Source organism: Prolixibacter sp. DSM 2831 (assembly GCF_056493735.1).
Window position 1 is genome coordinate 4,383,259 of sequence record NZ_CM151379.1, and the last position, 25,230, is coordinate 4,408,488.

23 protein-coding genes are annotated in these 25,230 nt (G+C 44.7%); 7 read left to right on the forward strand and 16 right to left on the reverse strand.

The genetic code is table 11. From position 1 onward, the window contains the following. The first annotated feature begins 40 nt into the window (after window positions 1-40). Both AC060N_RS18130 and AC060N_RS18135 read left to right on the forward strand, forming a co-directional pair. Complete coding sequence (locus AC060N_RS18130) at window positions 41-505, forward strand: toxin-antitoxin system YwqK family antitoxin (RefSeq protein ID WP_479524959.1); 465 nt, start codon at window positions 41-43, stop codon at window positions 503-505. Between the two features lie 66 nt (window positions 506-571). Then, a complete protein-coding gene (locus AC060N_RS18135) occupies window positions 572-787 on the forward strand; it encodes a hypothetical protein (protein ID WP_479524960.1) in 216 nt (71 codons plus the stop codon). Window positions 788-843: 56 nt separating this feature from the next. Here the strand turns inward: AC060N_RS18135 and nhaD (AC060N_RS18140) are convergent, their stop codons facing one another. The 9 genes from nhaD (AC060N_RS18140) to AC060N_RS18180 form a co-directional block, all read right to left on the reverse strand. Then, window positions 844-2,232 carry a sodium:proton antiporter NhaD gene (gene nhaD / locus AC060N_RS18140; protein WP_106540508.1) on the reverse strand — a complete coding sequence of 463 codons (1,389 nt, stop codon included), beginning with the start codon at window positions 2,230-2,232 and terminating at the stop codon, window positions 844-846. A gap of 170 nt (window positions 2,233-2,402) precedes the next feature. Continuing rightward, the gene (gene nhaD, locus AC060N_RS18145) at window positions 2,403-3,785 is read right to left on the reverse strand and encodes a sodium:proton antiporter NhaD (protein ID WP_479524961.1); all 1,383 of its coding nucleotides are present in this window, start codon (window positions 3,783-3,785) and stop codon (window positions 2,403-2,405) included. 50 nt (window positions 3,786-3,835) lie between these two features. Then, complete coding sequence (gene pyrF / locus AC060N_RS18150; protein ID WP_479524962.1) at window positions 3,836-4,669, reverse strand: orotidine-5'-phosphate decarboxylase; 834 nt, start codon at window positions 4,667-4,669, stop codon at window positions 3,836-3,838. Window positions 4,670-4,820: 151 nt separating this feature from the next. Continuing rightward, window positions 4,821-5,906: a peptide chain release factor 1 gene (gene prfA, locus AC060N_RS18155; protein WP_479524963.1), complete on the reverse strand. Its 1,086-nt coding sequence runs from the start codon at window positions 5,904-5,906 to the stop codon at window positions 4,821-4,823. Window positions 5,907-5,971: 65 nt separating this feature from the next. Beyond that, window positions 5,972-7,144 carry an AIR synthase related protein gene (locus AC060N_RS18160; protein ID WP_479524964.1) on the reverse strand — a complete coding sequence of 391 codons (1,173 nt, stop codon included), beginning with the start codon at window positions 7,142-7,144 and terminating at the stop codon, window positions 5,972-5,974. Window positions 7,145-7,238: 94 nt separating this feature from the next. Further along, window positions 7,239-9,245, reverse strand: a complete 2,007-nt coding sequence (gene porE / locus AC060N_RS18165) for a PorE family type IX secretion system protein (RefSeq protein ID WP_479524965.1) — start codon at window positions 9,243-9,245, stop codon at window positions 7,239-7,241. A 150-nt stretch (window positions 9,246-9,395) separates the two neighbouring features. Then, window positions 9,396-11,585: a glutamine synthetase III family protein gene (locus AC060N_RS18170; RefSeq protein WP_479524966.1), complete on the reverse strand. Its 2,190-nt coding sequence runs from the start codon at window positions 11,583-11,585 to the stop codon at window positions 9,396-9,398. A gap of 362 nt (window positions 11,586-11,947) precedes the next feature. Beyond that, window positions 11,948-13,318 carry a dipeptidase gene (locus tag AC060N_RS18175; RefSeq protein WP_479524967.1) on the reverse strand — a complete coding sequence of 457 codons (1,371 nt, stop codon included), beginning with the start codon at window positions 13,316-13,318 and terminating at the stop codon, window positions 11,948-11,950. 84 nt (window positions 13,319-13,402) lie between these two features. Next, on the reverse strand, window positions 13,403-14,881 hold the full coding sequence (locus tag AC060N_RS18180) for an alpha-L-fucosidase (RefSeq protein WP_479524968.1): 1,479 nt from the start codon (window positions 14,879-14,881) through the stop codon (window positions 13,403-13,405). A 142-nt stretch (window positions 14,882-15,023) separates the two neighbouring features. Here AC060N_RS18180 and AC060N_RS18185 point away from each other — a divergent pair, with 142 nt between their 5' ends. Beyond that, window positions 15,024-15,437, forward strand: a complete 414-nt coding sequence (locus AC060N_RS18185; protein ID WP_479524969.1) for a MarR family winged helix-turn-helix transcriptional regulator — start codon at window positions 15,024-15,026, stop codon at window positions 15,435-15,437. 24 nt (window positions 15,438-15,461) lie between these two features. After that, complete coding sequence (locus AC060N_RS18190) at window positions 15,462-15,833, forward strand: VOC family protein (protein WP_153640402.1); 372 nt, start codon at window positions 15,462-15,464, stop codon at window positions 15,831-15,833. A gap of 82 nt (window positions 15,834-15,915) precedes the next feature. On the opposite strand, the gene AC060N_RS18195 is transcribed toward AC060N_RS18190, so the two are convergent. From AC060N_RS18195 to sqr, 4 genes are read right to left on the reverse strand one after another with little or no spacing between them, the layout of a single operon-like run. Beyond that, a complete protein-coding gene (locus AC060N_RS18195) occupies window positions 15,916-16,422 on the reverse strand; it encodes a DsrE/DsrF/DrsH-like family protein (RefSeq protein ID WP_479524970.1) in 507 nt (168 codons plus the stop codon). A 16-nt stretch (window positions 16,423-16,438) separates the two neighbouring features. Next, entirely contained in the window at window positions 16,439-16,750 is a 312-nt protein-coding gene (locus AC060N_RS18200; RefSeq protein WP_479524971.1) for a TusE/DsrC/DsvC family sulfur relay protein, read from the reverse strand. Between the two features lie 30 nt (window positions 16,751-16,780). Beyond that, window positions 16,781-17,449: a helical membrane plugin domain-containing protein gene (locus AC060N_RS18205; protein WP_479524972.1), complete on the reverse strand. Its 669-nt coding sequence runs from the start codon at window positions 17,447-17,449 to the stop codon at window positions 16,781-16,783. A gap of 8 nt (window positions 17,450-17,457) precedes the next feature. Continuing rightward, window positions 17,458-18,693 (reverse strand): type III sulfide quinone reductase, selenoprotein subtype, encoded by a 1,236-nt coding sequence (sqr, locus tag AC060N_RS18210; protein ID WP_479524973.1) that lies wholly within the window; start codon window positions 18,691-18,693, stop codon window positions 17,458-17,460. A gap of 155 nt (window positions 18,694-18,848) precedes the next feature. Here sqr and AC060N_RS18215 point away from each other — a divergent pair, with 155 nt between their 5' ends. The 3 genes from AC060N_RS18215 to AC060N_RS18225 all read left to right on the forward strand — a co-directional run bounded on the left by AC060N_RS18215 (window position 18,849) and on the right by AC060N_RS18225 (window position 20,711). Further along, window positions 18,849-19,538, forward strand: a complete 690-nt coding sequence (locus tag AC060N_RS18215; protein ID WP_479524974.1) for a Crp/Fnr family transcriptional regulator — start codon at window positions 18,849-18,851, stop codon at window positions 19,536-19,538. A gap of 84 nt (window positions 19,539-19,622) precedes the next feature. Next, window positions 19,623-20,195 carry a pentapeptide repeat-containing protein gene (locus AC060N_RS18220; RefSeq protein ID WP_479524975.1) on the forward strand — a complete coding sequence of 191 codons (573 nt, stop codon included), beginning with the start codon at window positions 19,623-19,625 and terminating at the stop codon, window positions 20,193-20,195. A gap of 75 nt (window positions 20,196-20,270) precedes the next feature. Next, entirely contained in the window at window positions 20,271-20,711 is a 441-nt protein-coding gene (locus AC060N_RS18225; RefSeq protein WP_463229956.1) for a peptidylprolyl isomerase, read from the forward strand. A 52-nt stretch (window positions 20,712-20,763) separates the two neighbouring features. Here the strand turns inward: AC060N_RS18225 and AC060N_RS18230 are convergent, their stop codons facing one another. The 3 genes from AC060N_RS18230 to AC060N_RS18240 all read right to left on the reverse strand — a co-directional run bounded on the left by AC060N_RS18230 (window position 20,764) and on the right by AC060N_RS18240 (window position 25,185). Next, window positions 20,764-21,960: a hypothetical protein gene (locus AC060N_RS18230; RefSeq protein WP_479524976.1), complete on the reverse strand. Its 1,197-nt coding sequence runs from the start codon at window positions 21,958-21,960 to the stop codon at window positions 20,764-20,766. Window positions 21,961-22,002: 42 nt separating this feature from the next. Next, window positions 22,003-23,094: a family 20 glycosylhydrolase gene (locus AC060N_RS18235; protein WP_479524977.1), complete on the reverse strand. Its 1,092-nt coding sequence runs from the start codon at window positions 23,092-23,094 to the stop codon at window positions 22,003-22,005. A 285-nt stretch (window positions 23,095-23,379) separates the two neighbouring features. Beyond that, window positions 23,380-25,185 carry a glycoside hydrolase family 15 protein gene (locus AC060N_RS18240; protein WP_479524978.1) on the reverse strand — a complete coding sequence of 602 codons (1,806 nt, stop codon included), beginning with the start codon at window positions 25,183-25,185 and terminating at the stop codon, window positions 23,380-23,382. Between the last annotated feature and the right edge of the window lie 45 nt (window positions 25,186-25,230).

Here is a 25,230-nt window from a genome sequence, read left to right on the forward strand (position 1 = left end):
CCATATATTACTTATCTTACAGTATGTTAATTTCGTCACTATGAAACACATCAAGCTAACCATTACTCTGATAGCTTTTCTGTCGGGGGTTTCCTTATTTTTTGCCTGTTCATCTTCAATAAATGATAAATCCAATACTACCTCTTCGGGAAAAAATGTAAAGGGTGAATTAAAGGCTGTCCGGAATTATCAAAACGGTAAACTTTCATCTATTGTTCATTTTAGGGACAGTGTCGCAGAAGGTGAAGCCCGTAATTTTTATTCCAACGGGAAGCTGGCTTCAGTATTTTACTACGAAGACGGGAAACTGCACGGAAAAGCGGTTAAATACTATCCGGATGGAAAAGTTTATCGAATCCGTTGGTATGTTCACGGAAAACTTCAGGACACGGTAAAAAAATACTATGAATCGGGCAAACTCATGTCAACGCAGACCTATAAGGACGGAATGCCCTCGAACGATTTAAAAGAATACAAGCAAAACGGTGAACTGATAACCAATTAACCAACCCTTGTATTTACGCTTAAAAATTCAGCCGATTTCTATAAACGAAAACTACTGGAATTTAAGTTGTCGAATGGTTCTAACGTGGTCAGGTATTACTATGGTCCGCTTACAGAAGAGAAATACCTGGACCCGGAAGCTACTCTCATCGGACAGCGGGGCAATACAGGACAAATCGCACTTCAACCGGAAGATTTGGGCAGAAAACTGGTGGTCATCGCCAAGTACATCACTCCGTTTCAAAATGTATATCTGATTCAAGCCAGTTATGTATACAAATAAAAAGGACATCCCATTGCCAGGAATGCCCCTTATTTATTTTTTAGAATAAAATATAATCAGCTAAAAATAACCGATTGCAGATAGTAGGTTCCTGCACCAGCCAGATAGCCTAACGCCGCAATCCAGGTAATTTTACGGGCATACCAACCAAAGTGTATTTGCTCCATTCCCATAGCAGCCACTCCGGCAGCAGAACCGATAATTAACATCGAACCTCCGGTACCCGCACAGTAGGCCAGGAATGACCAGAACTGACCATCCTGCACAAACGAAGCCAGATAACCTTCGGCTCCCGATGGGGCAATGCCATACATTCCCATCGCACCTGCAACCAGCGGCACGTTGTCGACGATAGAAGACAGCGCTCCAATAATCAGGTTAATTCCAAATATATTTCCGACGTGCACATCCAGAAACTTTGAGACAATATCGAGTTGACCAGCCGACGACAGACTCGCCACTGCTGTCAGAATTCCCACGAAAAACAGAATGGTCGGAGCATCGAGATTTCGGACAACCCGGCTTACACTCAGAATTCGTTTATCTTCATGAGGACGGTTGCGCAGCATAAAATCGGTTATCAACCAAATAACTCCAAGGCCAAGCAACATACCTAGATACGGAGGCAAGTGCGTAATGGTTTTAAATACCGGTACGGACAACAAGGCCCCTACTCCAAGGAAGAAAATAAATTTTCGTTCACCCGCTGAGGTAAACTCTTTCGTGTCTTCGTCTGTCAGTTCGGGGCGCTCGGTCTCACCTTTCATGAATATTGAAGCGATAATAAGTGGTACCATCATACTAACCAGGCTGGGCAAAAATACCGATTTCACAATATGTTCTGTGGTAATCTGTTCTCCAATCCACAACATAATGGTCGTAACGTCGCCAATAGGCGACCAGGCACCTCCCGCGTTGGCCGAGATGACAATCATACTGGCAAAAATCCATCTATTTTCTGGCTTTCGCAGAATTTTCCTGGTAAGCGTAATCATTACAATCGTGGTCGTCAGGTTATCCAGTACTGCCGACATGAAGAAGGAAAGCACACTGATTAACCACATCAATTTCACCCGGTCGCGGGTCGTAATATGATCGGTAATTACACGAAACCCCTGGAAACGGTCTACTACCTCAACAATCCCCATCGCACCAAGCAGAAAGAGCATGATGGATGCAATTTCAGACAGGTGATGGAAGAGCTCGTGTTCTGTTACAAACTCACGGATCACCTCGGGTGAAGTAGACTCCGGATGCTGAGAAATAAACTCGTGCCAACTGTGGCTGTAACCTAACGAAAGAATATCGGAACCTCCGAGAGCATAAACTGCCCACATCAACGCTCCGGTAATCAAGGCAGTACCTGCTTTATTTATTCGTATCTCGTGCTCAAAAATAATTCCAGCATATCCCACGAGAAAAATAATTGCCATTAATTCAAACATTCTGCAGAAGTTTAGTTTAGTAACAACTTATATAAATAATAAAAGTTTGGACATTTTTCAGAAATAAAACGTTACAAGCTGGTATTCATTACTTTTTATTCTCTCTTTTTCCTTCCTTTTCAGCGCCCGAAGATACATATGCGATCTACTATTCAAAGTGTTTTATGTCACTAAAGTCCAAAATAGAATACCGCCGCACCCGACAAATAACCCAGAAATGCCAGGCCCGACATACGTTTAAAATACCATCCAAAACTGATATTTTCCATACTCATGGCCGCAACTCCCGCCGCTGAACCAATAATCAACATCGAACCTCCCGTTCCGGCAGTGTAAGCCAGAAATGTCCAGAAATTACCATTCACGACAAAACTTGAAAGGTAACCGGAGGTATCGGGCGAGGCAATGTTGTACATACCCATCGAGGCCGCTACCAGCGAGGCGTTATCGATAAGTGACGACAACATTCCAATCAACATGTCAATGCCGTAAATGTTTCCTACTTCACTATCCATCTTCATGGCAACAAGATCCAACAAACCAGAGGATGCCAATGCTGCCACAGCGGTCAGAATACCGGCGTAATAAAGAATCGTCGGGGCATCAAGTTGACGGACAATCCGACTTACACTCAGTACCCTTTTATCTTCACGCGGATGCGCCCGCAACATAATATCAGTCGTAATCCACAATACTCCCAGGCCGAACATCATGCCAAGATACGGGGGTAAGTGTGTAAATGTTTTAAATACTGGAACAAATATCAATGCTCCTACTCCAAGCGCCAAAATAAAACGCCTCTCCCACGGAGCGGTAAATTCCTTCGACTCTGCCCCTGCGTCTCCAGGTCCTTCATCAACTCCCTTTATAAAAAAGGAAGCGATAATCAGCGGAACGAGAATATTTACCAAACTCGGTAAAAAGATGGCCTTAATAATATACGCAGCCGTAATCTGTCCGCCAATCCAGAGCAAAATGGTGGTTACATCACCGATGGGCGACCAGGCGCCACCGGCGTTGGCCGCAATCACAACAATGCTGGCAAAAATCCACCGATCTTCGGCCTTGTTAATCAGCTTCCGGATGAGCGAAATCATGACAATGGTGGTCGTCAGATTATCGAGCACCGCCGAAAGGAAAAAACCCAACAAGCCCAACACCCACAGCAACTTCACTTTATTCCGGGTATGAATATGGTCGGTTAAGACTCTAAATCCCTGGAAACGGTCGACAATTTCAACAATTCCCATGGCACCCAATAGAAAAAGCAAAATACTCGCGGTATCTGAAAGATGCGGTAACAATTCATGATTGACGATGAAGTTGGTGACAACCTCTTGTGTTACCGGACCATTGAATTGTGAAAGATAGTTATGCCACGAATGACTATAGCCCACCGAAAGTATCTGGCTGCCTCCTGCTACATACACAATCCATATCAGCACGCTCATTATAAGCGCCGAAGCCGCCTTATTTACTTTGATATTATTCTCAAGGATAATTCCGGAATACCCGACGAGAAAAACCAATGTCATCACAATCACCATGGCCATAACAAAAAATCCTTTTTGCCGCCTTCAAATCTCTTGAGCAGAATTAACGATTATATCAGCTTGTGAAGTTTTAGCGTTTCTTTCATCTCGCCCGCCACTTTCAATGCATTTTCCCTTGCCTTTTCAGCAAAGTCTTCACCGTCCGAAGCATAAATGATTCCACGCGATGAATTCACCAGCAATCCACATTGCTCGTTCATCCCGTATTTCGCAACCTCTGCCAGACTGCCTCCCTGCGCTCCTACGCCCGGAACCAGTAAAAAGTGATTGGGAATAATCTGACGTATACCGGCCAACTCTTCCGCTTTTGTGGCGCCTACCACATACATCATATTTTCGTTGGTCCCCCACTCGCTAGAAGACTTCAATACCTTCTCGAACAGTCTCTCACCGGTTTCTTTGTCTTCCATGAACTGGAAATCGAAAGCTCCTTTATTTGACGTGAGTGCCAACAAAATAACCCACCGATCGAGATACGTCAGGAACGGCTTTACGGAATCTTCCCCCATGTAGGGAGCCACCGTTACAGCGTCAAAATCGAGGTGATCGAAAAAAGCCCGGGCATACATTGAGGCAGTATTGCCAATATCGCCACGTTTAGCATCAGCAATAATAAAGATGTCCGGATGATTATTCCTGATGTAATTAACGGTTTTTTCCAGGCTGCTCCACCCTTGAACGCCCAGCATTTCGTAAAATGCCAGATTAGGTTTGTAAGCAACAGTTACGTCAGCCGTGGCATCGATGATTTCTTTATTGAAAGCAAATACCGGGTCGGTTGCGTCGAGCAGGTAACGCGGAATCTTGCGGATATCAGTATCGAGTCCTACACACAAATAGGAACCTTTGCGTTTGATGTTTTCAAATAGTTGTTCGGTATTCATTCACTGAAATTTTGGCACGAAAATAATTCTATTTAGACTATATCTACCTAACGAGATGAAATATTTGCAAAAAACCTGCTCCACATCATGTTACAATAACAATTTTCACAAAATGTTTTCCGCTATCGAACTCCCGTCAGACTATGACGTCTTACAGCTCGCTTTCTTTCAAACGTTGAGCATTCTCCTCTACCCGCAGTTTGTCTATCACTTCCTCAATGTCACCATCCATAATGGCTGAGAGATTGTACAAGGTCAACCCGATACGGTGATCGGTTACACGCCCCTGCGGATAGTTGTAGGTCCGTATTTTGGCCGAACGGTCACCGGTTGAAACCATCGTCTTTCTTCGCGACGCCACATCATCGAGATACTTCTGATACTCCATGTTGTAAATCCGGGTACGCAATTCCGTCATGGCTTTGGCCAGGTTTTTCAATTGCGACTTCTCATCCTGACAGGTAACCACAATCCCCGTAGGAATATGGGTTAACCGAATGGCTGAATACGTAGTGTTCACACTCTGTCCACCCGGTCCTGAAGAACAATAGGTGTCTTTCCGAATATCGCTTTCCTTCACTTCCACATCAAACTCTTCAGCTTCGGGAAGAACAGCCACCGTGGCTGCTGAGGTATGGACACGCCCCTGCGTTTCGGTTTGCGGCACGCGCTGAACACGATGCACACCCGACTCATATTTCAATACTCCATATACACCTTCGCCTGAAACTTTAACCACAATTTCCTTGTAACCTCCCGACGTACCTTCGGTGTAGTGTGTAATCTCCATCCGCCAACCTTTGGCGTCACAATATTTGGAGTACATACGAAAAAGATCGCCAGCAAAAATAGCCGCTTCGTCTCCTCCGGTTCCACCACGAATTTCCAGAATAGCATTCTTGCTGTCTTCCGGATCGGCCGGCACCAAAAGCAGCTTGATATCTTCTTCCATCTCCTCCACCTTGGCTTCGCTGCTTTCCAGCTCTTCGCGAGCCATTTCGCGAACTTCCTCGTCACTTTCTTCGGCCAGCATTTCGCGGGCATCTTTAATGTTCTGAAGTACCCGTGCGTATTCCGTAAATGCTTTCACCAACGATTCAAGCTGTTTGTATTCCTGGTTCAGCTTGACGTATCGCTTCATATCCTTCATCACGTCCGGGTCGGTAATCTGCTTACCAACTTCTTCAAAACGTATCTGGATGCTTTCGAATTTATCTAAGAGTTTGTTATCTGACATAGTCTTTAGCGTTTTGGCATTTCTTTCCCATTTAAAAATTCTCAATCAATAAATTATGGGAGAAGCTAATGGTATGCAAAAGTGCCAAATTCCGATTGAATGGTTAGTTTCTTTCCCTCATGTTCTTCAACACGCCCGACAATTTGCGCATCAATTCTAAACTCTTCGGAAATGGCAATGATGGCATCGGCTACTTCGGGCTCCACATACAACTCGAAGCGATGCCCCATATTAAACACTTTGTACATCTCCTGCCATTCGGTTCCGCTCTGCTCTTTAATGAGCTTAAAAAGCGGGGGAACCGGGAACATATTGTCTTTAATCACATGAACGTTATCGACAAAATGCAGCACTTTGGTTTGTGCTCCACCCGAGCAGTGAATCATTCCGGAAACCTGCTTCCTGTATTTTTCCAATATTTTGCGAATAACCGGTGCATAGGTCCGCGTGGGCGAAAGCACCAGTTTCCCTGCATCCATTCCTACTTCTCCAATCGCATCGGTTAAACGGCGTCCGCCAGAATAAACCAAATCATCGGGAACGGAAGGATCGAAGCTTTCGGGATATTTTTCAGCCAGGTAATGGGCAAATACATCGTGACGGGCTGAAGTCAGTCCATTGCTTCCCATTCCGCCATTGTATTCTTTCTCGTAAGTGGCTTGTCCCGCTGAGGACAATCCGACAATCACATTCCCGGGACGGATGTTATCGGCCGAAATCACATCTTCGCGTTTCATGCGACAGGTAACCGTTGAATCGACAATGATGGTACGGACCAAATCACCCACATCGGCTGTTTCACCGCCGGTTGGGTAAATGGATATTCCCTGTTCGCGCAGTTCTGCACACAGCTCTTCCGTTCCGTTAATAATCGCGGAAATTACTTCACCTGGAATATTGTTCTTATTTCGTCCAATGGTAGATGAGAGAAGGATATTGTCGGTCGCACCTACACACAATAGGTCATCGAGATTCATCACAATGGCATCCTGTGCAATGCCTTTCCAAACCGAAACATCACCCGTTTCTTTCCAGTAAAGGTAAGCCAGCGACGATTTAGTACCGGCTCCGTCGGCATGCATGATGTTACAATACTCCGGATCGCCACTGAGGTAATCAGGAACTATTTTGCAGAATGCTTTCGGGAAAAGTCCCTTGTCGATGTTCTTGATGGCGTTGTGCACATCTTCTTTCGATGCCGAAACACCGCGACGGTTATATCTGGTTTCGCTGCCCATAGGTGAAAATAGATTTTGCCGAATGGTAAATCCCTCCGGATGAAAAACAACCGCAAAATTAATATCTTTTTAGACTTTCACCTTTATGGAATTGTTACTCCTTGGGTGACGGAGTAAATTTCTCCCGGTAATCTGTCGAAAGTACCCTGAATTCGGTGCGACGATTAATTTGATGACAAATTTCCTGCTCGTCCTCGGTTGGCAGTTTGTTGATGAAATCGCAGGTCAGTTCTTCTCCTCTTTTCAAGAAGCTGTATTGCTGAGCCAATTTCCGGGTAACCGTTTTGGGTGCCGTTTCGCCATAACCTTTTGCTACCAGGCGAGCAGGTGAGATACCATTCGCCACCAGGTAATTCACCACCGATTCCGCCCTTTTCTGCGAAAGCTCAAAATTGAATTTAGCATCTCCACGGCAGTCGGTATGCGCCATGAGCTCAATCGTAACGGTGGGGTTTTGCACCAGGATTTGTACTAAACTGTCCAACGCATTTTTCGAAGCAGGCAACAAATCCCACTTCCCGAATTGGTAATAAATATTGTCGACGCGAATTGGAGCATCGGTTGGAGTAAGTGCCAGACTGACATCGAATGTTTTGCTGTCCTTCAAACCAATCGTTGTTTCGTTGGCTTTGGCATTGAGGTAACCTTTTTTGAAGGCGGCCACCACATATTCTGTTTCCGGATTGAGCCGGAATTTGAATTTCCCGTTGTTTGCATTCAGGCGCAACATCGTTCCGTCGGTTCCAATCAAACGGATGGTCGCATTCTTCAACCGGTTGCCTGTTTCCTTGTCAACTACATTACCGTCGACCTCGAAAATTTTCGGCGGAAGCACAAACGAAAAGATATCATCACCGCGGGTACCTTTCCGATTCGTCGAAAACAGTCCCCGATCTTCTCCGGGAACAAAATAGATGGCAAAATCGTCACCGGGCGAATTGATGGGCGATTTCATATTCTCGACCTCCCATTGACCTTTATCGTTCTTCACAGCCCTAAAAATGTCAAGACCGCCCATCCCGACGCGAAAATCGGAAGAGAAATATAACTCTCCATTATCGCGAATAAACGGGAACATTTCGTTACCGGGCGTATTAATGGCAGGTCCCAAATTCACGGGTTTTCCCCAGGCACCGGGAGCTCCTTCGGCTTTCCAAATATCTTTACCACCAAAGCCTCCGGGCATGTCTGAAACGAAGTAGAGTGTCCGGCCATCGGCTGACAGTGAGGGGTGTGCAATCAACAAACTATCGCCGCCCAATGCAACTTTTACCGGCTCCGACCAGGTTCCTCCGGTTTCGGAACTGGTGTAAATTTCCGCTCCCATCGACTTCGTTTTGTCGTAGCGACAGCGGGTAAAATACATCGTTGTGCCACGGGAATCGAATGAAGCAGCTCCTTCATCGTCGCCAGTATCTACCGTCAGATTTTCATCAATCAGCGAAGGTTTCTCCCAACGCCCCTTTTGCTTATCGTAGTACGAGTGAAAAATATCGCCATACAACTGTCCGGTAATCGGGCTGTCTCGTTTTCCGGTTGCGCCTTCACGGGAAGAGGTGAACACAATCTGATTTTCGTGACCACCGGGATAAACGCCGGCATAATCACTGGCTCTCGAATTCAGCGACTTTAAATCTTCGATCTGAAATCGGGTTGGATTTTCCAGCCATTTCGGTGTTCTGTCACACGAAGCGATACCATTCAGTGCATGTTGATCTCCGGGGTTTGTTTTGAGATATTTCTGGTAATTCGCAATCGCTTCATCATACTCCTGGTCGGCCCGTAACACATCGGCGTAATGCAGGATGGCGATCGGATCGGAATAGCCGCGAACAATTGCTGTTTTGTAAAAAGTGGCTGCCCGCTTATATTCTCCGATGTATTTATACGCCTCGGCAATCTTAAATTGTATTTCGGCCTTTACCGCGCGATTTTTGGTCTTTCGATAGGTTTTCCGGTATTGTTCGATGGAGCGGTAATATTCCCCTATCTCATACGATTTATTCGATTTCGACAACTTCCTGGAGGCCTTGCAACCGCCCAGTACAAGAGTCAACATCAACACCGATATGAAAACAAAGATTGAGGACTTAGACTTCATCGATTAGGAATTATGAGCCGTAAATTTAGACCTTTTCCGGTTAACGTAAAACCCTTACGGCTATTTGACAACATTTCGAACAAAAGAAAGCCGTCCTCCTGAAGGAAAACGGCTTCTCAAATCTAATCTTAATGGAATTTGTCCTTGAAATTATCTTGCAAAAAGTAATTCACGATACTTAGGCAATGGCCACAACTCATCGTCAACAATCAATTCGAGCTTATCGATGTGATAGCGGATGTCATCGAGGAACGGACGAACTGTTTTGTCATAAGCGTAAGCTTTTTCGCGCTCATTCTCGATAGCATTAGCCACTTTACGGGTTTCAATCATTTCGCTTACCTTGGCTTTAATATTTGAAATATGTCCAGAAATCATACGAATCATATCCAGACGGGCACCAGCCAGTTTTTCGAACTCGTTAGCCGGGAAGAGATCCTTCAGACCCTGAACGTTCTCAATCAAAGCAGTCTGGTAACGAATCGCTGTAGGAACAATGTGGTTGATAGCCAAATCGCCTAACACGCGAGCTTCAATCTGGATTTTCTTAGTGAATTTCTCGAATTCAACTTCCGTACGTCCTTCCAGCTCCTTGGGAGTGTAAATACCCATTTCACCGAAAAGGTTAACTACTTTGTCGGAAAGATATGCGTCCAGTGCTTCCGGAACGTTTCTCACGTTGGTCAGACCACGACGGGCAGCCTCTTCTACCCACTCTTCGCTGTAACCGTTACCGTCGAAACGAATGTCTTTACATTCAACAATGTATTTTTTCAGTACCTGGAAGATAGCTTCATCTTTCTTCACTCCGCTTTCGATGATAACATCTACGTCCTTCTTAAACACAGTCAGCTGTTTTGCCAAGGCCGTATTCAGTGCGATCATCGCTGAAGCACAGTTAGCAGAAGAACCAACCGCACGAAACTCGAAACGGTTTCCGGTGAAGGCGAAAGGAGAAGTACGGTTACGGTCGGTGTTATCCAGCAGAATTTCAGGAATACGACCAATATCCAGTTTCAATGCAGTTTTTTCGTCCGGAGTCATTTTCCGGTCAACGACTGCTTCTTCCAGGTAATCGAGCATCTTATTTACTTCTGTTCCCAGGAAGGCAGAAATAATGGCCGGCGGGGCTTCGTTGGCACCCAAACGGTGAGCATTACCTGCTGTCAAAATCGATGCACGAAGCAGATCCTGGTTATCATGCAGCGTTTTCAGCGTGTTGACCACAAAGGTCAGGAACTGCATGTTTGCTTTCGGATTTTTTCCGGGAGAATAAAGGTTCACACCGGTATCCGTCGAAAGCGACCAGTTGTTATGTTTTCCGGAACCGTTAATTCCGGCAAATGGTTTTTCATGAAGGAGAACACGGAAACCGTGGTGACGAGCGATACGACTCATGGTATCCATGATCAGCTGGTTGTGGTCGTTTGCCAGGTTCACTTCCTCGAAAATCGGAGCGACCTCGAACTGGTTTGGAGCCACCTCGTTGTGACGGGTTTTCACCGGAATACCCAGCTTGTATGCTTCGTTTTCCAGATCGCGCATGAAGTAAGAAACCCTTTCCGGAATGGAACCGAAATAGTGGTCATCCAACTGCTGATCTTTCGAAGATGAGTGCCCCATCAGCGTACGACCGGTCAGAATCAGGTCGGGACGTGCATTGTACAACGCTTCGTCAATCAGGAAGTACTCCTGCTCCCAACCAAGGTTCGCCGTTACTTTCGATACATTTTTATCGTAATACTGACAAACAGCAACAGCCGCCTTGTCAACAGCATTAATCGCTTTCAGCAACGGAGCCTTATAGTCAAGAGCTTCGCCGGTATATGAAATAAATACGGTAGGAACACAAAGAGTCGTTCCAACAATAAATGCAGGAGAGGAAACATCCCACGCAGTATAGCCACGCGCTTCAAAAGTATTCCTCAAACCACCACTCGGGAAGGAAGATGCATCAGGTTCCTGCTGAGCCAGTAATTTTCCTGAGAAATTCTCAACAACGCCTCCCAATTCTGAATACTCGATAAAAGCATCGTGTTTCTCTGCGGTACCATCAGTCAAAGGATGAAACCAGTGAGTGTAGTGAGTTGCACCATTTTCAAGTGCCCAAGCTTTCATACCAACAGCTACCAAATCAGCCGATTTGCGATCGATGGTGGTACCTTTATCAATCGCGTCAGTTACGGCCTTGTAACCTTCTTTGGACAAATACTTTTTCATCTTCTCCCGATCGAAAACTAATTTTCCGTAATAATCGGAAGTGAGATTTGCTTCACGGGGGACACAAACGGGTTTTCTTTCCAAAAGTGTCTCGAGGGCTTTAAATCTAAATGTTGCCATAGTTATTCAGGGATATTTGTGAATGATTTTCTATGATTCTAAATCAAAAGTAATTTTTTTGGCATACATCCTTGCTTTTTGCGACTATTTTGTGCTTCATTTTCACAATTTCTTAATATTACCCCTCATTTTTTGACACATCTCTTCATTTTTTGTTGTTTTTCGGCTCAAAAAGATGTTTTCTGGTTTTATTATCCTAAAATCCAATTTCAAATTGACGCATTTTCAATATAATTCGTAACTATATATTACCAGCTATTTATTTTCTACAATAATTTTCGGCATAAAACACAAAAAAAGGGGAATACAGAACTGCATTCCCCTTTCGGTTAACTATTTGGATGTTGCTATTAAATCAACTTTTAACTTTCACCTTCAGCAAAGTGTTTATAGAAAAGCGGGATGGTGCGAATTCCATTATAGAAATTCTCCAACGGGAAGTTTTCGTTGGGTGAATGAATGGCATCCGACTCCAGTCCAAATCCTAACAGGATCGATTTTATTCCCAGAATTTCTTCGAATGTGGATATGATTGGAATACTACCTCCACTACGCACCGGAACCGGAGTTCGGCCAAATACATCTTCGCAGGCTTTTTCGGCTGCACGATAGGCCGGCAAATCAATCGGGCAAACGTAAGCCTTACCTCCGTGCAACGGAGTTACCTCAACGGTTACCGTATCAGGAGCAATCGATTCGAAATATTCTTTGAATACCACCGCCATTTTTTCGTGGTCCTGATTCGGAACAAGGCGACTACTAATTTTCGCGAATGCTTTGGACGGCAAAACGGTTTTGGCTCCTTCGCCTGTATAACCACCCCAGATTCCACACAAATCAAACGACGGGCGAATTCCGGTCCGCTCATTGGTCGTAAATCCTTTTTCACCATCGAGCGCTTCCACGCCAATCGACTTTTTATACTCCGCTTCATCGAAAGGAGCTTCCGCCAATTTAGCCCGCTCTTCATCCGAAACCTCCAGCACATCGTCATAGAAACCAGGAATGGTCACTTGATTGTTCTCGTCTACCATGCCGGCAATCATTTTGCTCAATACATTAATCGGGTTGGCCACTGCACCACCAAACAGTCCGGAATGCAAATCGCGGTTGGGTCCGGTCACTTCGACCTGCCAGTACGCCAAACCGCGCAAGCCGGTTGTAATGGAAGGAATGTCCCGGGCAATCATGCTGGTATCTGAAACCAGGATAATATCAGCATTCAGCATCTCTTTGTGCTCTTCGCAGAATTTACCCAGATTGGGTGAACCCACTTCCTCTTCACCTTCAATCATGAATTTCACGTTACAGGGAAGTGCATCGTTTTTCACCATCAGCTCGAAAGCCTTGGCATGCATAAACGACTGACCTTTGTTATCCTCAGCACCACGAGCCCATATCTTCCCGTCTTTAATCTCGGCTTTAAACGGCTCGGTGTTCCACTTTTCAATCGGATCAACCGGCATCACATCCATATGGCCATAAACCAACACCGTCGGCTTGGCCTGATCGATAATTTTTTCGCCATAAGTAACCGGGTTACCATCCGTTTCGAAAACTTCCGCTTTGTCCGCACCTGCATCCAGCATCAGTTTTTTCCAGTACTCGGCCGCTTTGTACATGTCCGGCTTGTGCTGAGCAATGGAACTGATAGACGGAATACTAATCAGTTCGAACAGCTCTTCAAGGAACCGGTCCTTGTTCTCTTCGATATATTTATTAATGTAATCCATGATGTAAATTTATTTTTGAATGCCTAAGGTACATTTTTTTCCTCTTGCGGACTGAATCCGCTTTGTGGAAAATCTCCTGCCTAATTATCGAACTTCCGGCAGCAAAAACAAACCTGTTTCTGAAATTACCGGACAGGCCATCGCCTTTTGAATCGTCAGCCGAACCTTTTCAGCCGTAACCATCGGGAACCGGACAAGCTTTTTGTAACCAATCGTGCTTCCTTTTGCCACCGGCTTCCATTTACCGTTTTGCCAAACATCTACCGAGAATTCGGATACACGTTGTCCCAGCGGAATATATTCCTGTGCCATGAAGCAATTAAATGTCTCCTTGCCGGGAAGTTGAAAAACTATTGTTCCGCTTTTCTCATCGTCATTGGTAGCCCAATAGGTATCCAAATCATCATCGACGGTATTCCTGGCATCATAAACCTCGCTTTCACCGCGGGTGGCTGAAGCTTCTACTTTCGCATTCCGTAACAGATTGTCGTCGAATGCTTCTTTCAACCAGGCATGAAATTCCATCAGACGAGCGGAGTCGACCGGATTAATGCGTCCTGTTCTATCGGGAGGAACATTCAAATTCAGCGAAGTTCCGTTTCCAACTGAATGGAAATAAATCTCCACCAACTCCTTCAAGCTTTTCACTTTGTCGTTTTCAGCAGGGTGATAAAACCATCCGGGACGAATGGAAACATCAGCCTCAGCCGGCATCCAAAACTTTCCGTTCTGTGTTCCGGTTTCACCAATTTGCCACTGTGTCGTTCCGGCAACGGCTTTTGTTTCTCCCTTCGCGGGAAGCGGTGTATAGGTTTCCCAGCAGGAATCCTTCGCGAAACCATTTTCGTTACCCACCCAGCGAATATCCGGTCCGGCATCACTGAAAATACAGGCACCAGGTTGCAGTTCGCGTACCATTGCGATTAATTTGTCCCATTGGTAGTACGACGACCGATCGATCTTTCGCGTTTCCCGGGCACCGCCATAATATCCGTCACCCCCATTGGCACCGTCCCACCAAACCTCGAAAATATTTCCGTAGTTGGTCAGGAGCTCCTTTAACTGATTCCGGTAATAGGTAATGTATTCCGGCTGACCGTAACCAGCGTAATTCCGATCCCAAGGCGATAAGTACACACCAAATTTCATTTGATACGTTCTGCAAGCATCCGAGATCGCCTTTACCACATCTCCCTTTCCATCTTTCCAAGGCGAGTTCTTTACCGAATGCTCGGTATAGGCCGAAGGCCACAGACAAAATCCATCATGATGTTTGGCTGTTAATATTGCACCACTAAAACCAGCCTCACGAAGCGTACCAATAATTTGGTCAGCATCGAAATCGGTAGGATTGAAAACCGATTCGGACTCATCGCCGTAGCCCCACTCTTTATCCGTAAACGTATTGGTTGTGAAATGCAGAAAAGCATACAACTCCATCTGGTGCCATTTCATTTGACGCTTCGAAGGAATTGCTCCATATGGTTCGGGTGGAGGAACCACTTTTTCGTGGCAACTAACGGATATGAAAAGCAGGCAGGTTAATCCAATTATCCTATACATGGTCGTTTGTTTAGTTTATGTCAACTAAACAAAATTAACAACTTATCCCAAAAACCAATTCCCTGTCGCAATATTGAAAATCAACCGAATGTATTTCATGTTTAGTTCTATCTCACTAACTTTATAAGTAAACCTAATAGTTATGACACAGGAAGAAATCATCAACCATTTCCTTTCCCGGGCAAAAGAAATTGAAGAGCAAGCCCGGCAACAATCCGAACTGGCCGACCTGACAGAGCACCAACTTAGTTGTCTCCAAAAAATAGAAGAGTTAAAGAATCCTCTTCCATCGGTTTTAGCCAAAGAACTTTCGATTACCAAACCGACAACAACGGCATTAATCGATAAGCTGCTCAAGAAAAAAGTGATTAAAAAAGTTCCTTCGAAAAAAGATAAAAGGGCTTTCCATTTGCATCTGACCGCAGCGGGCAGAAAAATGATTCGGCTACACGAATCGGTTCAAACCGAAGTTGCGAGTCGGCTAACCAAAAATCTCAATGAATCGGAGAGAGACATTTTGGGATACCTGTTCACCAAAGTCCTAACAGAAGAATAGAATACCAACTTAACTACCCAGCTTATGAAAACATTCGAGTTTCGATATCATCATCTTGGTATTCCCACTAACGAGAAAAAGGAAAACGAAGCTTACCACGAAAAACTAAAATTCTACCATTCCGGCTACGAAGAGAGCGAGTTTGGAATTGAATGGATGCGTTTTGAAGAAGATTCGCCCATGCCGGAACTGGTCAAAACGGTGCCTCACGTTGCTTTTGTGGTTCACGACATGGATGAGGCATTGAAAGGTCGAAATATATTGGTTGAACCGAACAGCCCTTCGGAAGGAATACTGGTAGCCATGATTGAGGAAAACGGAGCTCCGGTTGAATTTCTTCAATATACATCTCCGGATACGGGAAGAATAAGCCACACCTCAATGAGTCATGGATAAAAAAGAAAGGGAGGCGGACGCTTCCACTCTCCCTCTCCAAACGTTTAAATGTCTAAAAGCCTAAATTAAGGCCAGAGCCAAATCAGGTAAAGATGATTTGGGTATTTTCGCCACCTGCCATTTCATAGAACTGGCCAATGGTAATGATATCTTCTACCTCATCGCTCAAATCCTCCTTTTTGAGTTTGAACATGTCAACGGCCAGTTTGCAGGCAAAAACTTCGCCTCCTCCAGCAGTGATCATCTCCAAAAACTCGTCCACCGGCGGCATATCCAGCGCATCCATTTCTTTGCGCATCATCGATGACACACCGCTCTCTACGCCGGGCAATACGCCCAACAACGACGGGAACTGTAAACCGCCTGGCATCCGCATTGCCGGATTACCCAATGTGGCAGTATGTAACTTATTCATTCGCTTTTTGGTAATTCCATCGAGTCCGAAGAAGGTGAAAAACAGTTTTGTCTCGATACCTTCCATCACGGCTCCATTGGCCATTACCAATGCAGCGTATACATCTTCCAATGATCCCTTGGCACAAATAATCAGTACCTTTTTCAGGGGTGTTTCTGTATGTTCACTCATCATTCAAGGAATTAATTGGTTAAACACAACTGGTGGGTTTCGGTATACCTGCCAGTTTGGATGAAATTTTCAAGGGGCCACCGGGGAACAGTTGGTAAAGTCCCTTAATATCGACAATACCTGATTTACCAACCTTTCGAATGGTCAATGCTTCTCCGGTTTCGAACTGCTTACGCAGATAGTTTAATACCTCGAAATGTTTATCTGTCAGCTCTATTCCAGCTTCCTTGGCCATCTCCTTCGCAATTTCCTCGTTCCAGTCAGCCGGATTTGTCAAATAACCTTCTTCAGTTACTTCCACTGTTTTTCCTGCATAATTTTTTTCAGCCATTGTTCTATTGTTTTTAAGTTGATTTATTAATTATGATTGTTGAGTAGAAAAATTCTTCATGAATGTTACCATAAACCCAAGCGCTCTTTTCATCTCAGGTTTATTCAGTTCCCGCATCATGCGGAATACGGATACTTCCGGAACCTTCTGGCTACTGGTATCGGCCAAAGCCTGCGTCGCATTCTTCATTCCCTGAATCACCTCGGGCCGTCCCAAAGCTTTCAGCATTTCCAGCATCGGATCAATATTCTCCGCCAACTGTTTCATATCGTCAGCCGAAACTTTGGTGATGACTTTGTCCAATACGTTTCCGCTTTCGCGAAGAAATTCGAAATAACCTTTCCGGTCGAACTCATCGAGCTTATCGGTGAAATCCATGATGGTTTCATTCACGATAGGTGTGACATCCTTGACCAAATCGGCCATACTTTCGAACGTGATGAGTAAATCGCGGAAATTCCCAATATTTCTCAGGAAACGCAGTCCCAATCCTTTTAACTGGTCGGGATCAAGCTCCACCTGGCGGTTCTCCAGTTCCACCACTGCCGTGTCATACACATCCTTGCCCACGATGGAAATATCGGATACCAAATCTTCCAGCTGATTGGTTTTGAGCCGCTGCTCATTTACATGCTCGAGCAACAGATCAACCTTCGCATTCAGTTCCGAAATCTGAACTTGTAGTGCTTTATCATCCATGGTTCTCCTTATTTTATCATTTTCTTACCAGCCATCGTCATTAATGGATCGATGGGTAACTCTTTCCCGCGAAGGAGAATATGCCAGTACATCCAGCGGAACATTACTTTTCCGTAGTGGTTGATTTTGGTATTCTTCAGCAAACCAAACGGTCCGACTCCCGGCAATGGGAACGTACCCGGAAGTGGTTCGGTATCGTAGTTAAAATCGATGAGGGCACCTTTGCCGAAACCTGTTTCAATATAACAGTTAGCGTGTCCATCGAATTTGGCCATCAGTGGACGACCTTCGATAGCACTCATCAGGTTCTCGAAAAGTATGTCGGCAGCAAAGTGAGCTACACTACCTGCTTTTGATGTAGGCAGGTTGGCCGCGTCACCCAGCACAAATATGTTCTCGTATTTTTCCGATCGCAATGTGTGCTTATCGGTAGGAACATAGTTCATATCATCACCCAGACCGCTGCGCTCGATAACCGAATTTCCCATGTTCATCGGAACAATGGTCAACACATCGAACGGAATCTCTTGTTCGTCATAGGAAACAATCGTCTTTTTCTCGTTGTCGACTTTTTCGAGATAGAAGTCCGGAACGACTTTGATATTCTTTTCTGCCAATAATTCACTCAGCATCTTCGTAGCAATAGGCTTAGTAAATGCTCCGGCTAAAGGTGTAACGAAGGTAATGTCCACCTTATCGCGAATTCCCTTTTCGGTGAAGTAAGCATCCGCCAAACAAACAAATTCGATGGGGGCAACCGGACATTTGTAAGGCAGCTCGGTAATAGCCAAAACAAGTTTGCCACCTTCCCACTGCTTGAAGAATTTCTGCAATTCAACAGCGCCTTCAACCGTATAGAAATCGAAAATTTCTTTTCGCCACAACTTGTCGACCAATCCCGGAGTTTCATCCGGACGGGTTTCGGTTCCGGTTGCCAGAATCAGGTAGTCATACAATAAAACGCTTCCATCAGCCAGGCGAACTTTGTTTCCTTCAGCTTCCACTTTATCGACTTCCGAAAAAACCACTTTTACACCCGGTGGAATAAAATCAGCTTTCGGTTTGACAACATCCTGCTTATTGTAAATTCCGAACGGAATGAACAAAAAACCTGGTTGGTAGTAGTGAGTGCGGTGCTTATCAACAATGGTAATCTCCCACTCATCCCTGTCAAGGGCTTTTCTCAGCTTGTTGGCCATCATCGTGCCAGCAGTACCCGCTCCTAATATTAATATGCGTTTCATCGTTACTGGATTTAGAACATCATTAAAAATCTCAGAAGCGAAAATACCTAGCCTCCAAACGTTATTTTAAAAATGTCGTGTGACAACTATCATCAGCTAATATTTATCATATCTTTTTAATACCTTACAGTCCTAAATAATCAGGGGATATAAATATGAGCACCTTTGAATGCACCTGTGAACGATGCCACTTAAAGACGCTGTTTTTCAAGCACATTACAAAGAATGAAATTCGTTCGATCTGCACTCAGAAAGTTGAACATAACTACGACAAAGGCGATGTGATTCTCCGGGAGGGAGATCCCATCAAAAACTTTCTTTATCTGAAAGATGGATTGGTCAAGCTGTCACGAACAACCGGCGATGACAAGGAGCAAATCATCAGTTTTGCCAAGCCGTTTGATTTTGTCAGTCTGTTGAGCGTTTTCTCTTCAGATAGCTACCATTACACAGTTACAGCCATCGAAGATTCAACGACGTGTGAGCTAGATCTGGAACAAGTAAAGGAAATTGCCCGCGAAAATGGCGTTTTCACGCTCGATTTAATGATGCGTGTCAGCGAAGCAACCGACCGAATTATCCTGGACAACCTGGAGATCAAACAAAAACATCTTCACGGAAGAGTTGCTTACGTCCTGCTGTTTTTCGCGGATAAGGTTTACGAACGTGACGATTTCGAACTCCCCATTTCCCGCAAGGAAATTGCCGAATACATTGGCATGACGACCGAAAATGTCATTCGCACGCTTTCCGAATTTAAAAAGGACAAGATTATTCGGATTTTCGGAAAAGAGATTGATATCATCGACAAAGAACGACTGGAAAGTATCTCGCTCCACGGATAGAAAATCACTCTTCATTTTTCAAGAATAATTCAACGCCCGAAGCTGGTTTTGTTGTACCTTCATGTGATTTTAAATCCTGAAGAGATGAAAGACGCAGAGCACGATAATCAGGTGTTTGACGGCATTGATTATAGCCAACAAACCATCGGCGGGGAAGAGTACTACGAATGTACATTCAGAAACTGTAACCTTTCCGAAGCCAACCTTTCCAACAGCGATTTCAACGAATGCGTATTTGAAAATTGCAACTTAAGTCTGGTTAAATTAACCAACACCGGACTGAAGACCGTTTCCTTCATAAACTGCAAACTGATTGGTATCGATTTCAACTCCTGCAATCCGTTCCTGCTCAACGTGAAATTTTCGAAGTGTCAGCTCGATTACGCTGGGCTGTATCAGATGAAGCTGAAAGACACAACATTTGAGGAATGCTCACTCGTGGAAGCTAATTTTTCGGAAAGCGATTTGAGTGGCGCTTCCTTCCGGGAATGCAATTTGACCAATGCTGTTTTTGATTTTACCGATTTGACTCAAGCCGATTTCCGGAGTGCTCATCATTACACCATCGATCCGGAACGGAATAAACTGAACCAGGCAAGATTTTCGCACTTCGGGCTTGCGGGCTTACTTGGGAAGTACAACCTGCTCATTGAATAGCCGGGTGTATCCTATTCACGATACAAGAGACTAAATAAAAAGATTGTATTTTTGTGGTCAAAAATTAAAGACATTATGACAAAACGTGCTGAGATTCACACCGAGAAAGGGGTAATGAAAGTGAACTTTTACGAGGAAGATGCCCCGAATACCGTGGCCAATTTCATTAAGTTGTCGAAAGAAGGATTCTACGATGGATTGACTTTCCATCGCGTAATTCCTGATTTCGTCATCCAGGGCGGCTGCCCGATTGGTGATGGTACCGGAGGTCCGGGTTACAAAATCAAATGCGAACTGGATGGTAATAACCAGTACCACGATCGTGGCGTATTGTCGATGGCTCATGCCGGCCGCGACACCGGTGGTTCACAGTTCTTCATTTGTCACAACCGGCAAAACACACAGCATCTCGACCGCCAGCACACTTGCTTCGGGAAAGTGTACGAAGGGCTGGATGTGATTGACGATATTCGCCCCGGCGATGAGATTGAAAAGATTGTCATTATTGAAGACTAATCGACTTTTATATGAAAATGAAGCCCGACTGAATTCAGCCGGGCTTTTTTAATTATAGCTTCAATTTTATTTTGTGTTTTTCTAACCAACCGGTTAATAAAACAACCAATAGCGCAAAAATCAGCGATTTCAATATTCCGACAAAACCGGTTCGCAAAGCAATTGGCAAAACCAGTCCAAAAATGCTTCGTATCGGGTAAATGAAATAAGGTAACAGGTAAGCTGTTAAAGTTGCAGTTCCGGCCGGACGGATAATATCAGCCCAGTTGGTTTTTCCCTTTTTGTCGGCAATGAAATACAACACTCCGAACAAGGCGAATCCCATTCCTGAGCAAATGCCTACCCAGGCCGGTGTTGCCTGAATTTTCGAAATTCCCCATTCCGGTCGTAAACCAAAACCATATGCCAGTGCTACAACGGCCAGCACAGCCATCCATAAGTAAAACGATTTCTCCTTTCCAGAAGAACGCAGCTTTCGCAGGATAACTGCAGCGACCAATCCTCCTGCAGTCAAGGCAGGATTGGAACCGGTTACGAACGGTCCGGCTACATTCCGAAGAAATTCCCAGCCAGAAGTCCAACCGGCAAGATCTGCAATATTTAATAAATTGAAAAACAACCAGCCGGCGATTATCACCCAAAGTTTTCCGCGAGAAGCGACATAAAGCAATGCATTTAAAAGGTAAGCCCAACCAATCAAGCCTAATATTCCCCACCAATAAACCTGCATCCACGACTGCCCATTTTCTCCTCCGTGGTAAATCGTAGCCAAAAAGATGAAGATAGCGACACCTATTCCCTGCATCAAATAAACAACTCGCTGCGATAAACCGGTACGCCGCCAATCGAGCCAAATCAGCATAATGCCAACGCCCATTAGCAACTCCCATCCAGATCGACCAACGATTACCTGATTTCCGGCAATCTTTTCAAGATTCATCATATAAAATCCCATCAAAATGAGAGAAACAGAGCGAATGAAAATATGCCAGACAATTTTCCCGCTCGAATCTCCTTTCTTCCGGCGGTTAGCTACCGCGAAAGGAATGCTCAGCCCAACAATAAAAAGAAACAGAGGAAATATGATATCGGAGAATCCCAGGTAATCTTCAGTAGCCGAGGCATGTTCCAGCCATTTGGGAACGCCCTTCAGCGACCATAAATCGTTTACAAAAATCATAAAATACATTGTCAGGGCACGCAAAATATCAATAGCAGCCACCCGACCTGAGGAAGTTGGTTTTGTCATGGTATCGTTTGATTGTTAGAATAAAAAAAGATTCTGATTGAATTATTTTCCGGTCCATGCTTTGGACAAGGCTTTAAAGCAATCGATGTCACTCAAACCGTTTTCCGGTTTTTCATTCTCCTTCCAACGACGAAGAAAACTTTCGGCCGGAGTCCAGACCGTATGCATCACGCCCAGAAATTTTTGATTCATCGGGGAAGGTGACTGCTGACGGAAATTCTTCATGTCTTCCAATTGTTGAAGGGCCACGTCGGCTTTTCTCCACGGGCAACTCACAACCCGTAATCCTTTTTGCGCAAAATAAGGCGCAGTAGGAACTGCTTTCACATAATGCCAGTCACAAATAACCACATTTTTGGGAATCATATCGACAGCCGGCCATGTATTGTTAAAACTACCTTCCCACATACCAATTCCACTTGTTTTACCATCTATCAAGCGGTCGCCCCAAATCCACAGTTCCGCTCCGCTCTTCGCGAGATGGTCATCAATACGCTTTACTTCATCAGCGAACAGTTTGGCTTTCGACTTACCGGCACAGCGCGGACAATCCGGGTCACCGATGTAGAAGACTTCGTCCATACCAGCATGAAAAGCTTTGGCGTGAAAAGCAGCCACAATTTCATCTACTACATCAAAAACTACCTTATGTACGCCGGGATGCAACGGACAATAACTTTTACAGTACAAACTGTCTTTGTTCGGCCACTTGTACTCCTTCGGCAACTTCACATCAGGCCTTTCATCGAATTGAGGATAAACCTTCAACAAGTTTCCCAAATCGGATGCCCAGGATTGATGGCCAAGCAAGTTCACCTGCGGAATGATGGCTATCTCATGATTATGACAGACCTCAACTATCCGATCGACATCTTCCTGCGAAAGCGCATCTTCATCCCGTAATTCTGGATGGCTCTTATACTGGTAGTTATAATCGACTCGCAGAACCAGCGTATTCACTCCTGCCGGTCCCAATACATCGTTGATGAATTCCAAAAATGTATCCAAATCGGCTGGCTTGGGTGCTGCTATGCAGAACCCCCGAACTGGTGGCTCGGGATTGATTTGTTCTTGTTGAGCAAAACTCGGTGTGATTAGAAAAGCAAGCAGAAGAAACAGGGTAATCCTTTTCATGTCAGTTAGTTTTATCGATTGATGCTAAATTTATATGATTAACATCCAATCGCAAAAACTCTTTAAAAGTTTACCAAACACCTGATATACTTTCCTGAAGAAATGATAAAATATATTGTATAACAGCTAACAGAGCAGAGCAATATTAGAATAATCCATCTATATTGCATCCAATCCTTTTACTATAGTAACCACGAAAACGTTAATTAAAGGTTTTCAATCAGAAACCGGGTTCTGGCCCCCAAAAGGGAAAGAACCCGGTTTCTTTTATTTATAATGCTGGAACTATTTTATGGCTTCTCTGATAACTTCTTCCAGACTTAATTCACCTTCCGAAATGGTAATGGCCGATTCAATCATGGCCAGGTGAGAATACGCCTGCGGAAAATTCCCTAACATACGCTTCGTTTTAAAATCCAAATCCTCGCTGAATAAACCCAGGTGATTCGAATAGGACAACAACCGGTTGAACCGCTCACGTGCCTCTTCTTTATAACCAATTTTATACAAGCTATTTATCAACCAGAAGGAACAAATGGTAAATGCCGATTGTGGCTCTCCAAAATCATCCTCGTTTTTATAGCGGTACATTAAACCATTGTGTTCTAATTCGCGCTGTACGGCCAGTACAGTACTTTTAAAACGGGGATCAGATGCCTGTACAAAACCATAAGATTCCATCAGTAAAACGGAGGCATCCAGGTCTTCTGTTCCATAAGCCTGCGTAAACGATTGCTTCTCTTCCGACCAGGCATTTTTCAATATACTATCGCGAATACGGTCCCGTAACCGCTCCCATTCAGTGAACACTTCTTCCTGTTTCAACAGATTACCAATCTTCACAGCCCGATCGATAGCAACCCAACAAAGCACTTTACTAAAAGTGAAATGCCGGCTTTCGTTTCGGAACTCCCAGATTCCCTTGTCGGGCTTCTGCCAGTTACGCTCTACCATCTTCACAATATTGCGAACCAAAGTCCACAACTCCTCGCTGTACTCCAAACTGGCCGGGAAGAGTTTGAACTGCTGATAGACGACATCGACCAAAATACCGTAAATGTCGTTCTGCTTCTGCTTGTAAGCTGCATTTCCAATCCGAACCGGGCAGGAACCTTCGTATCCTTTCAGGTGCTTCAACACCTTTTCTGAAAGCTTCTTCTCGCCACTGATACCATACATGATCTGGATGCGTTCATCCTTCTCAGGCAGCAGGCTGATAATAAAATCAAGGTAGCGCTGCGTCAGGCTCAGGTGTCCCAAACCTGTCATGATGCGAACCACCATCGATGCATCACGGATCCAACAGAAACGGTAGTCCCAGTTACGCTCTTCGCCGATTGTCTCCGGTAACGAAGTAGTCAAAGCGGCCAATACTGCTCCGGTTTTCTCGTAACTCAGTAACTTCAGCGTAAGCGCACTCCGGTTAATCTCATCATTATATTCCTTGAAACGCGTCGTCCGCTCCGACCAGTTCAACCAATATACCTGCGTACGCATCAACTTCAGGTACGCCCTTTTCACATCCTGTTTTAACAACTTCTGGTTGTAACTAACCAAGGTGAACTGATCTTCCGGAAGATGAAGCACTTCACCTGCTACCAGCTTCTGTTTGTCGAAACTAGTGTACAGATAAAGTGAATCGTAAGGGCCTTTGGTGGTATTGGATTTAACGTAGTGCTCGTTGACGACCGTCTTCGTTTCAAATTCAGCATACTCGAGCCGCGGATCGTAGATAATACGGAAGGAGGGATTGCCGGTAATGTGCTTGAAATAACGAATGATATCGGGCGGTGAGTAATATTTTTCCTTTTGATTCTCGTATCGCGGCATGAAGTCATGCACCTCGAAAATACCGTCCTCACATTCAAAGCGGGTACAAAGGATGTTGGTTCGCGGGAGGTAAAATTGCTTCGATTCGTTTAACTTCTCAGGCAGGATGGCCATGTGTCCTCCCTTTTCATCATCCAGCAAGCGTCCGAAGACTGACGAGGAATCAAATTTGGGCAGACATAACCAATCGAGTGAGCCATCTTTGGATATCAATGCCGCGCTTTTGCAATTCCCTACTATTCCATAATTCAAATTATCCATTCTGCCGTTTTTGTTTCTGCCAAATTTGTTTAATCGCCAAAAAAG

Bases quoted from the DNA above. Each gene is read 5' to 3' on its own strand.
- AC060N_RS18190 (WP_153640402.1), top strand. From the start codon at position 15,462: ATGAAAACATTCGAGTTTCGATATCATCATCTTGGTATTCCCACTAAC.
- AC060N_RS18235 (WP_479524977.1), bottom strand. From the start codon at position 23,094: ATGAAAAGGATTACCCTGTTTCTTCTGCTTGCTTTTCTAATCACACCG.
- AC060N_RS18170 (WP_479524966.1), bottom strand. From the start codon at position 11,585: ATGGCAACATTTAGATTTAAAGCCCTCGAGACACTTTTGGAAAGAAAA.
- AC060N_RS18240 (WP_479524978.1), bottom strand. From the start codon at position 25,185: ATGGATAATTTGAATTATGGAATAGTAGGGAATTGCAAAAGCGCGGCA.
- AC060N_RS18225 (WP_463229956.1), top strand. From the start codon at position 20,271: ATGACAAAACGTGCTGAGATTCACACCGAGAAAGGGGTAATGAAAGTG.
- AC060N_RS18175 (WP_479524967.1), bottom strand. From the start codon at position 13,318: ATGGATTACATTAATAAATATATCGAAGAGAACAAGGACCGGTTCCTT.
- AC060N_RS18230 (WP_479524976.1), bottom strand. From the start codon at position 21,960: ATGACAAAACCAACTTCCTCAGGTCGGGTGGCTGCTATTGATATTTTG.
- prfA (WP_479524963.1), bottom strand. From the start codon at position 5,906: ATGTCAGATAACAAACTCTTAGATAAATTCGAAAGCATCCAGATACGT.
- nhaD (WP_106540508.1), bottom strand. From the start codon at position 2,232: ATGTTTGAATTAATGGCAATTATTTTTCTCGTGGGATATGCTGGAATT.
- AC060N_RS18130 (WP_479524959.1), top strand. From the start codon at position 41: ATGAAACACATCAAGCTAACCATTACTCTGATAGCTTTTCTGTCGGGG.
- AC060N_RS18220 (WP_479524975.1), top strand. From the start codon at position 19,623: ATGAAAGACGCAGAGCACGATAATCAGGTGTTTGACGGCATTGATTAT.
- AC060N_RS18180 (WP_479524968.1), bottom strand. From the start codon at position 14,881: ATGTATAGGATAATTGGATTAACCTGCCTGCTTTTCATATCCGTTAGT.
- AC060N_RS18195 (WP_479524970.1), bottom strand. From the start codon at position 16,422: ATGATGAGTGAACATACAGAAACACCCCTGAAAAAGGTACTGATTATT.
- AC060N_RS18205 (WP_479524972.1), bottom strand. From the start codon at position 17,449: ATGGATGATAAAGCACTACAAGTTCAGATTTCGGAACTGAATGCGAAG.
- AC060N_RS18185 (WP_479524969.1), top strand. From the start codon at position 15,024: ATGACACAGGAAGAAATCATCAACCATTTCCTTTCCCGGGCAAAAGAA.
- porE (WP_479524965.1), bottom strand. From the start codon at position 9,245: ATGAAGTCTAAGTCCTCAATCTTTGTTTTCATATCGGTGTTGATGTTG.
- nhaD (WP_479524961.1), bottom strand. From the start codon at position 3,785: ATGGCCATGGTGATTGTGATGACATTGGTTTTTCTCGTCGGGTATTCC.
- pyrF (WP_479524962.1), bottom strand. From the start codon at position 4,669: ATGAATACCGAACAACTATTTGAAAACATCAAACGCAAAGGTTCCTAT.
- AC060N_RS18160 (WP_479524964.1), bottom strand. From the start codon at position 7,144: ATGGGCAGCGAAACCAGATATAACCGTCGCGGTGTTTCGGCATCGAAA.
- AC060N_RS18200 (WP_479524971.1), bottom strand. From the start codon at position 16,750: ATGGCTGAAAAAAATTATGCAGGAAAAACAGTGGAAGTAACTGAAGAA.
- AC060N_RS18215 (WP_479524974.1), top strand. From the start codon at position 18,849: ATGAGCACCTTTGAATGCACCTGTGAACGATGCCACTTAAAGACGCTG.
- sqr (WP_479524973.1), bottom strand. From the start codon at position 18,693: ATGAAACGCATATTAATATTAGGAGCGGGTACTGCTGGCACGATGATG.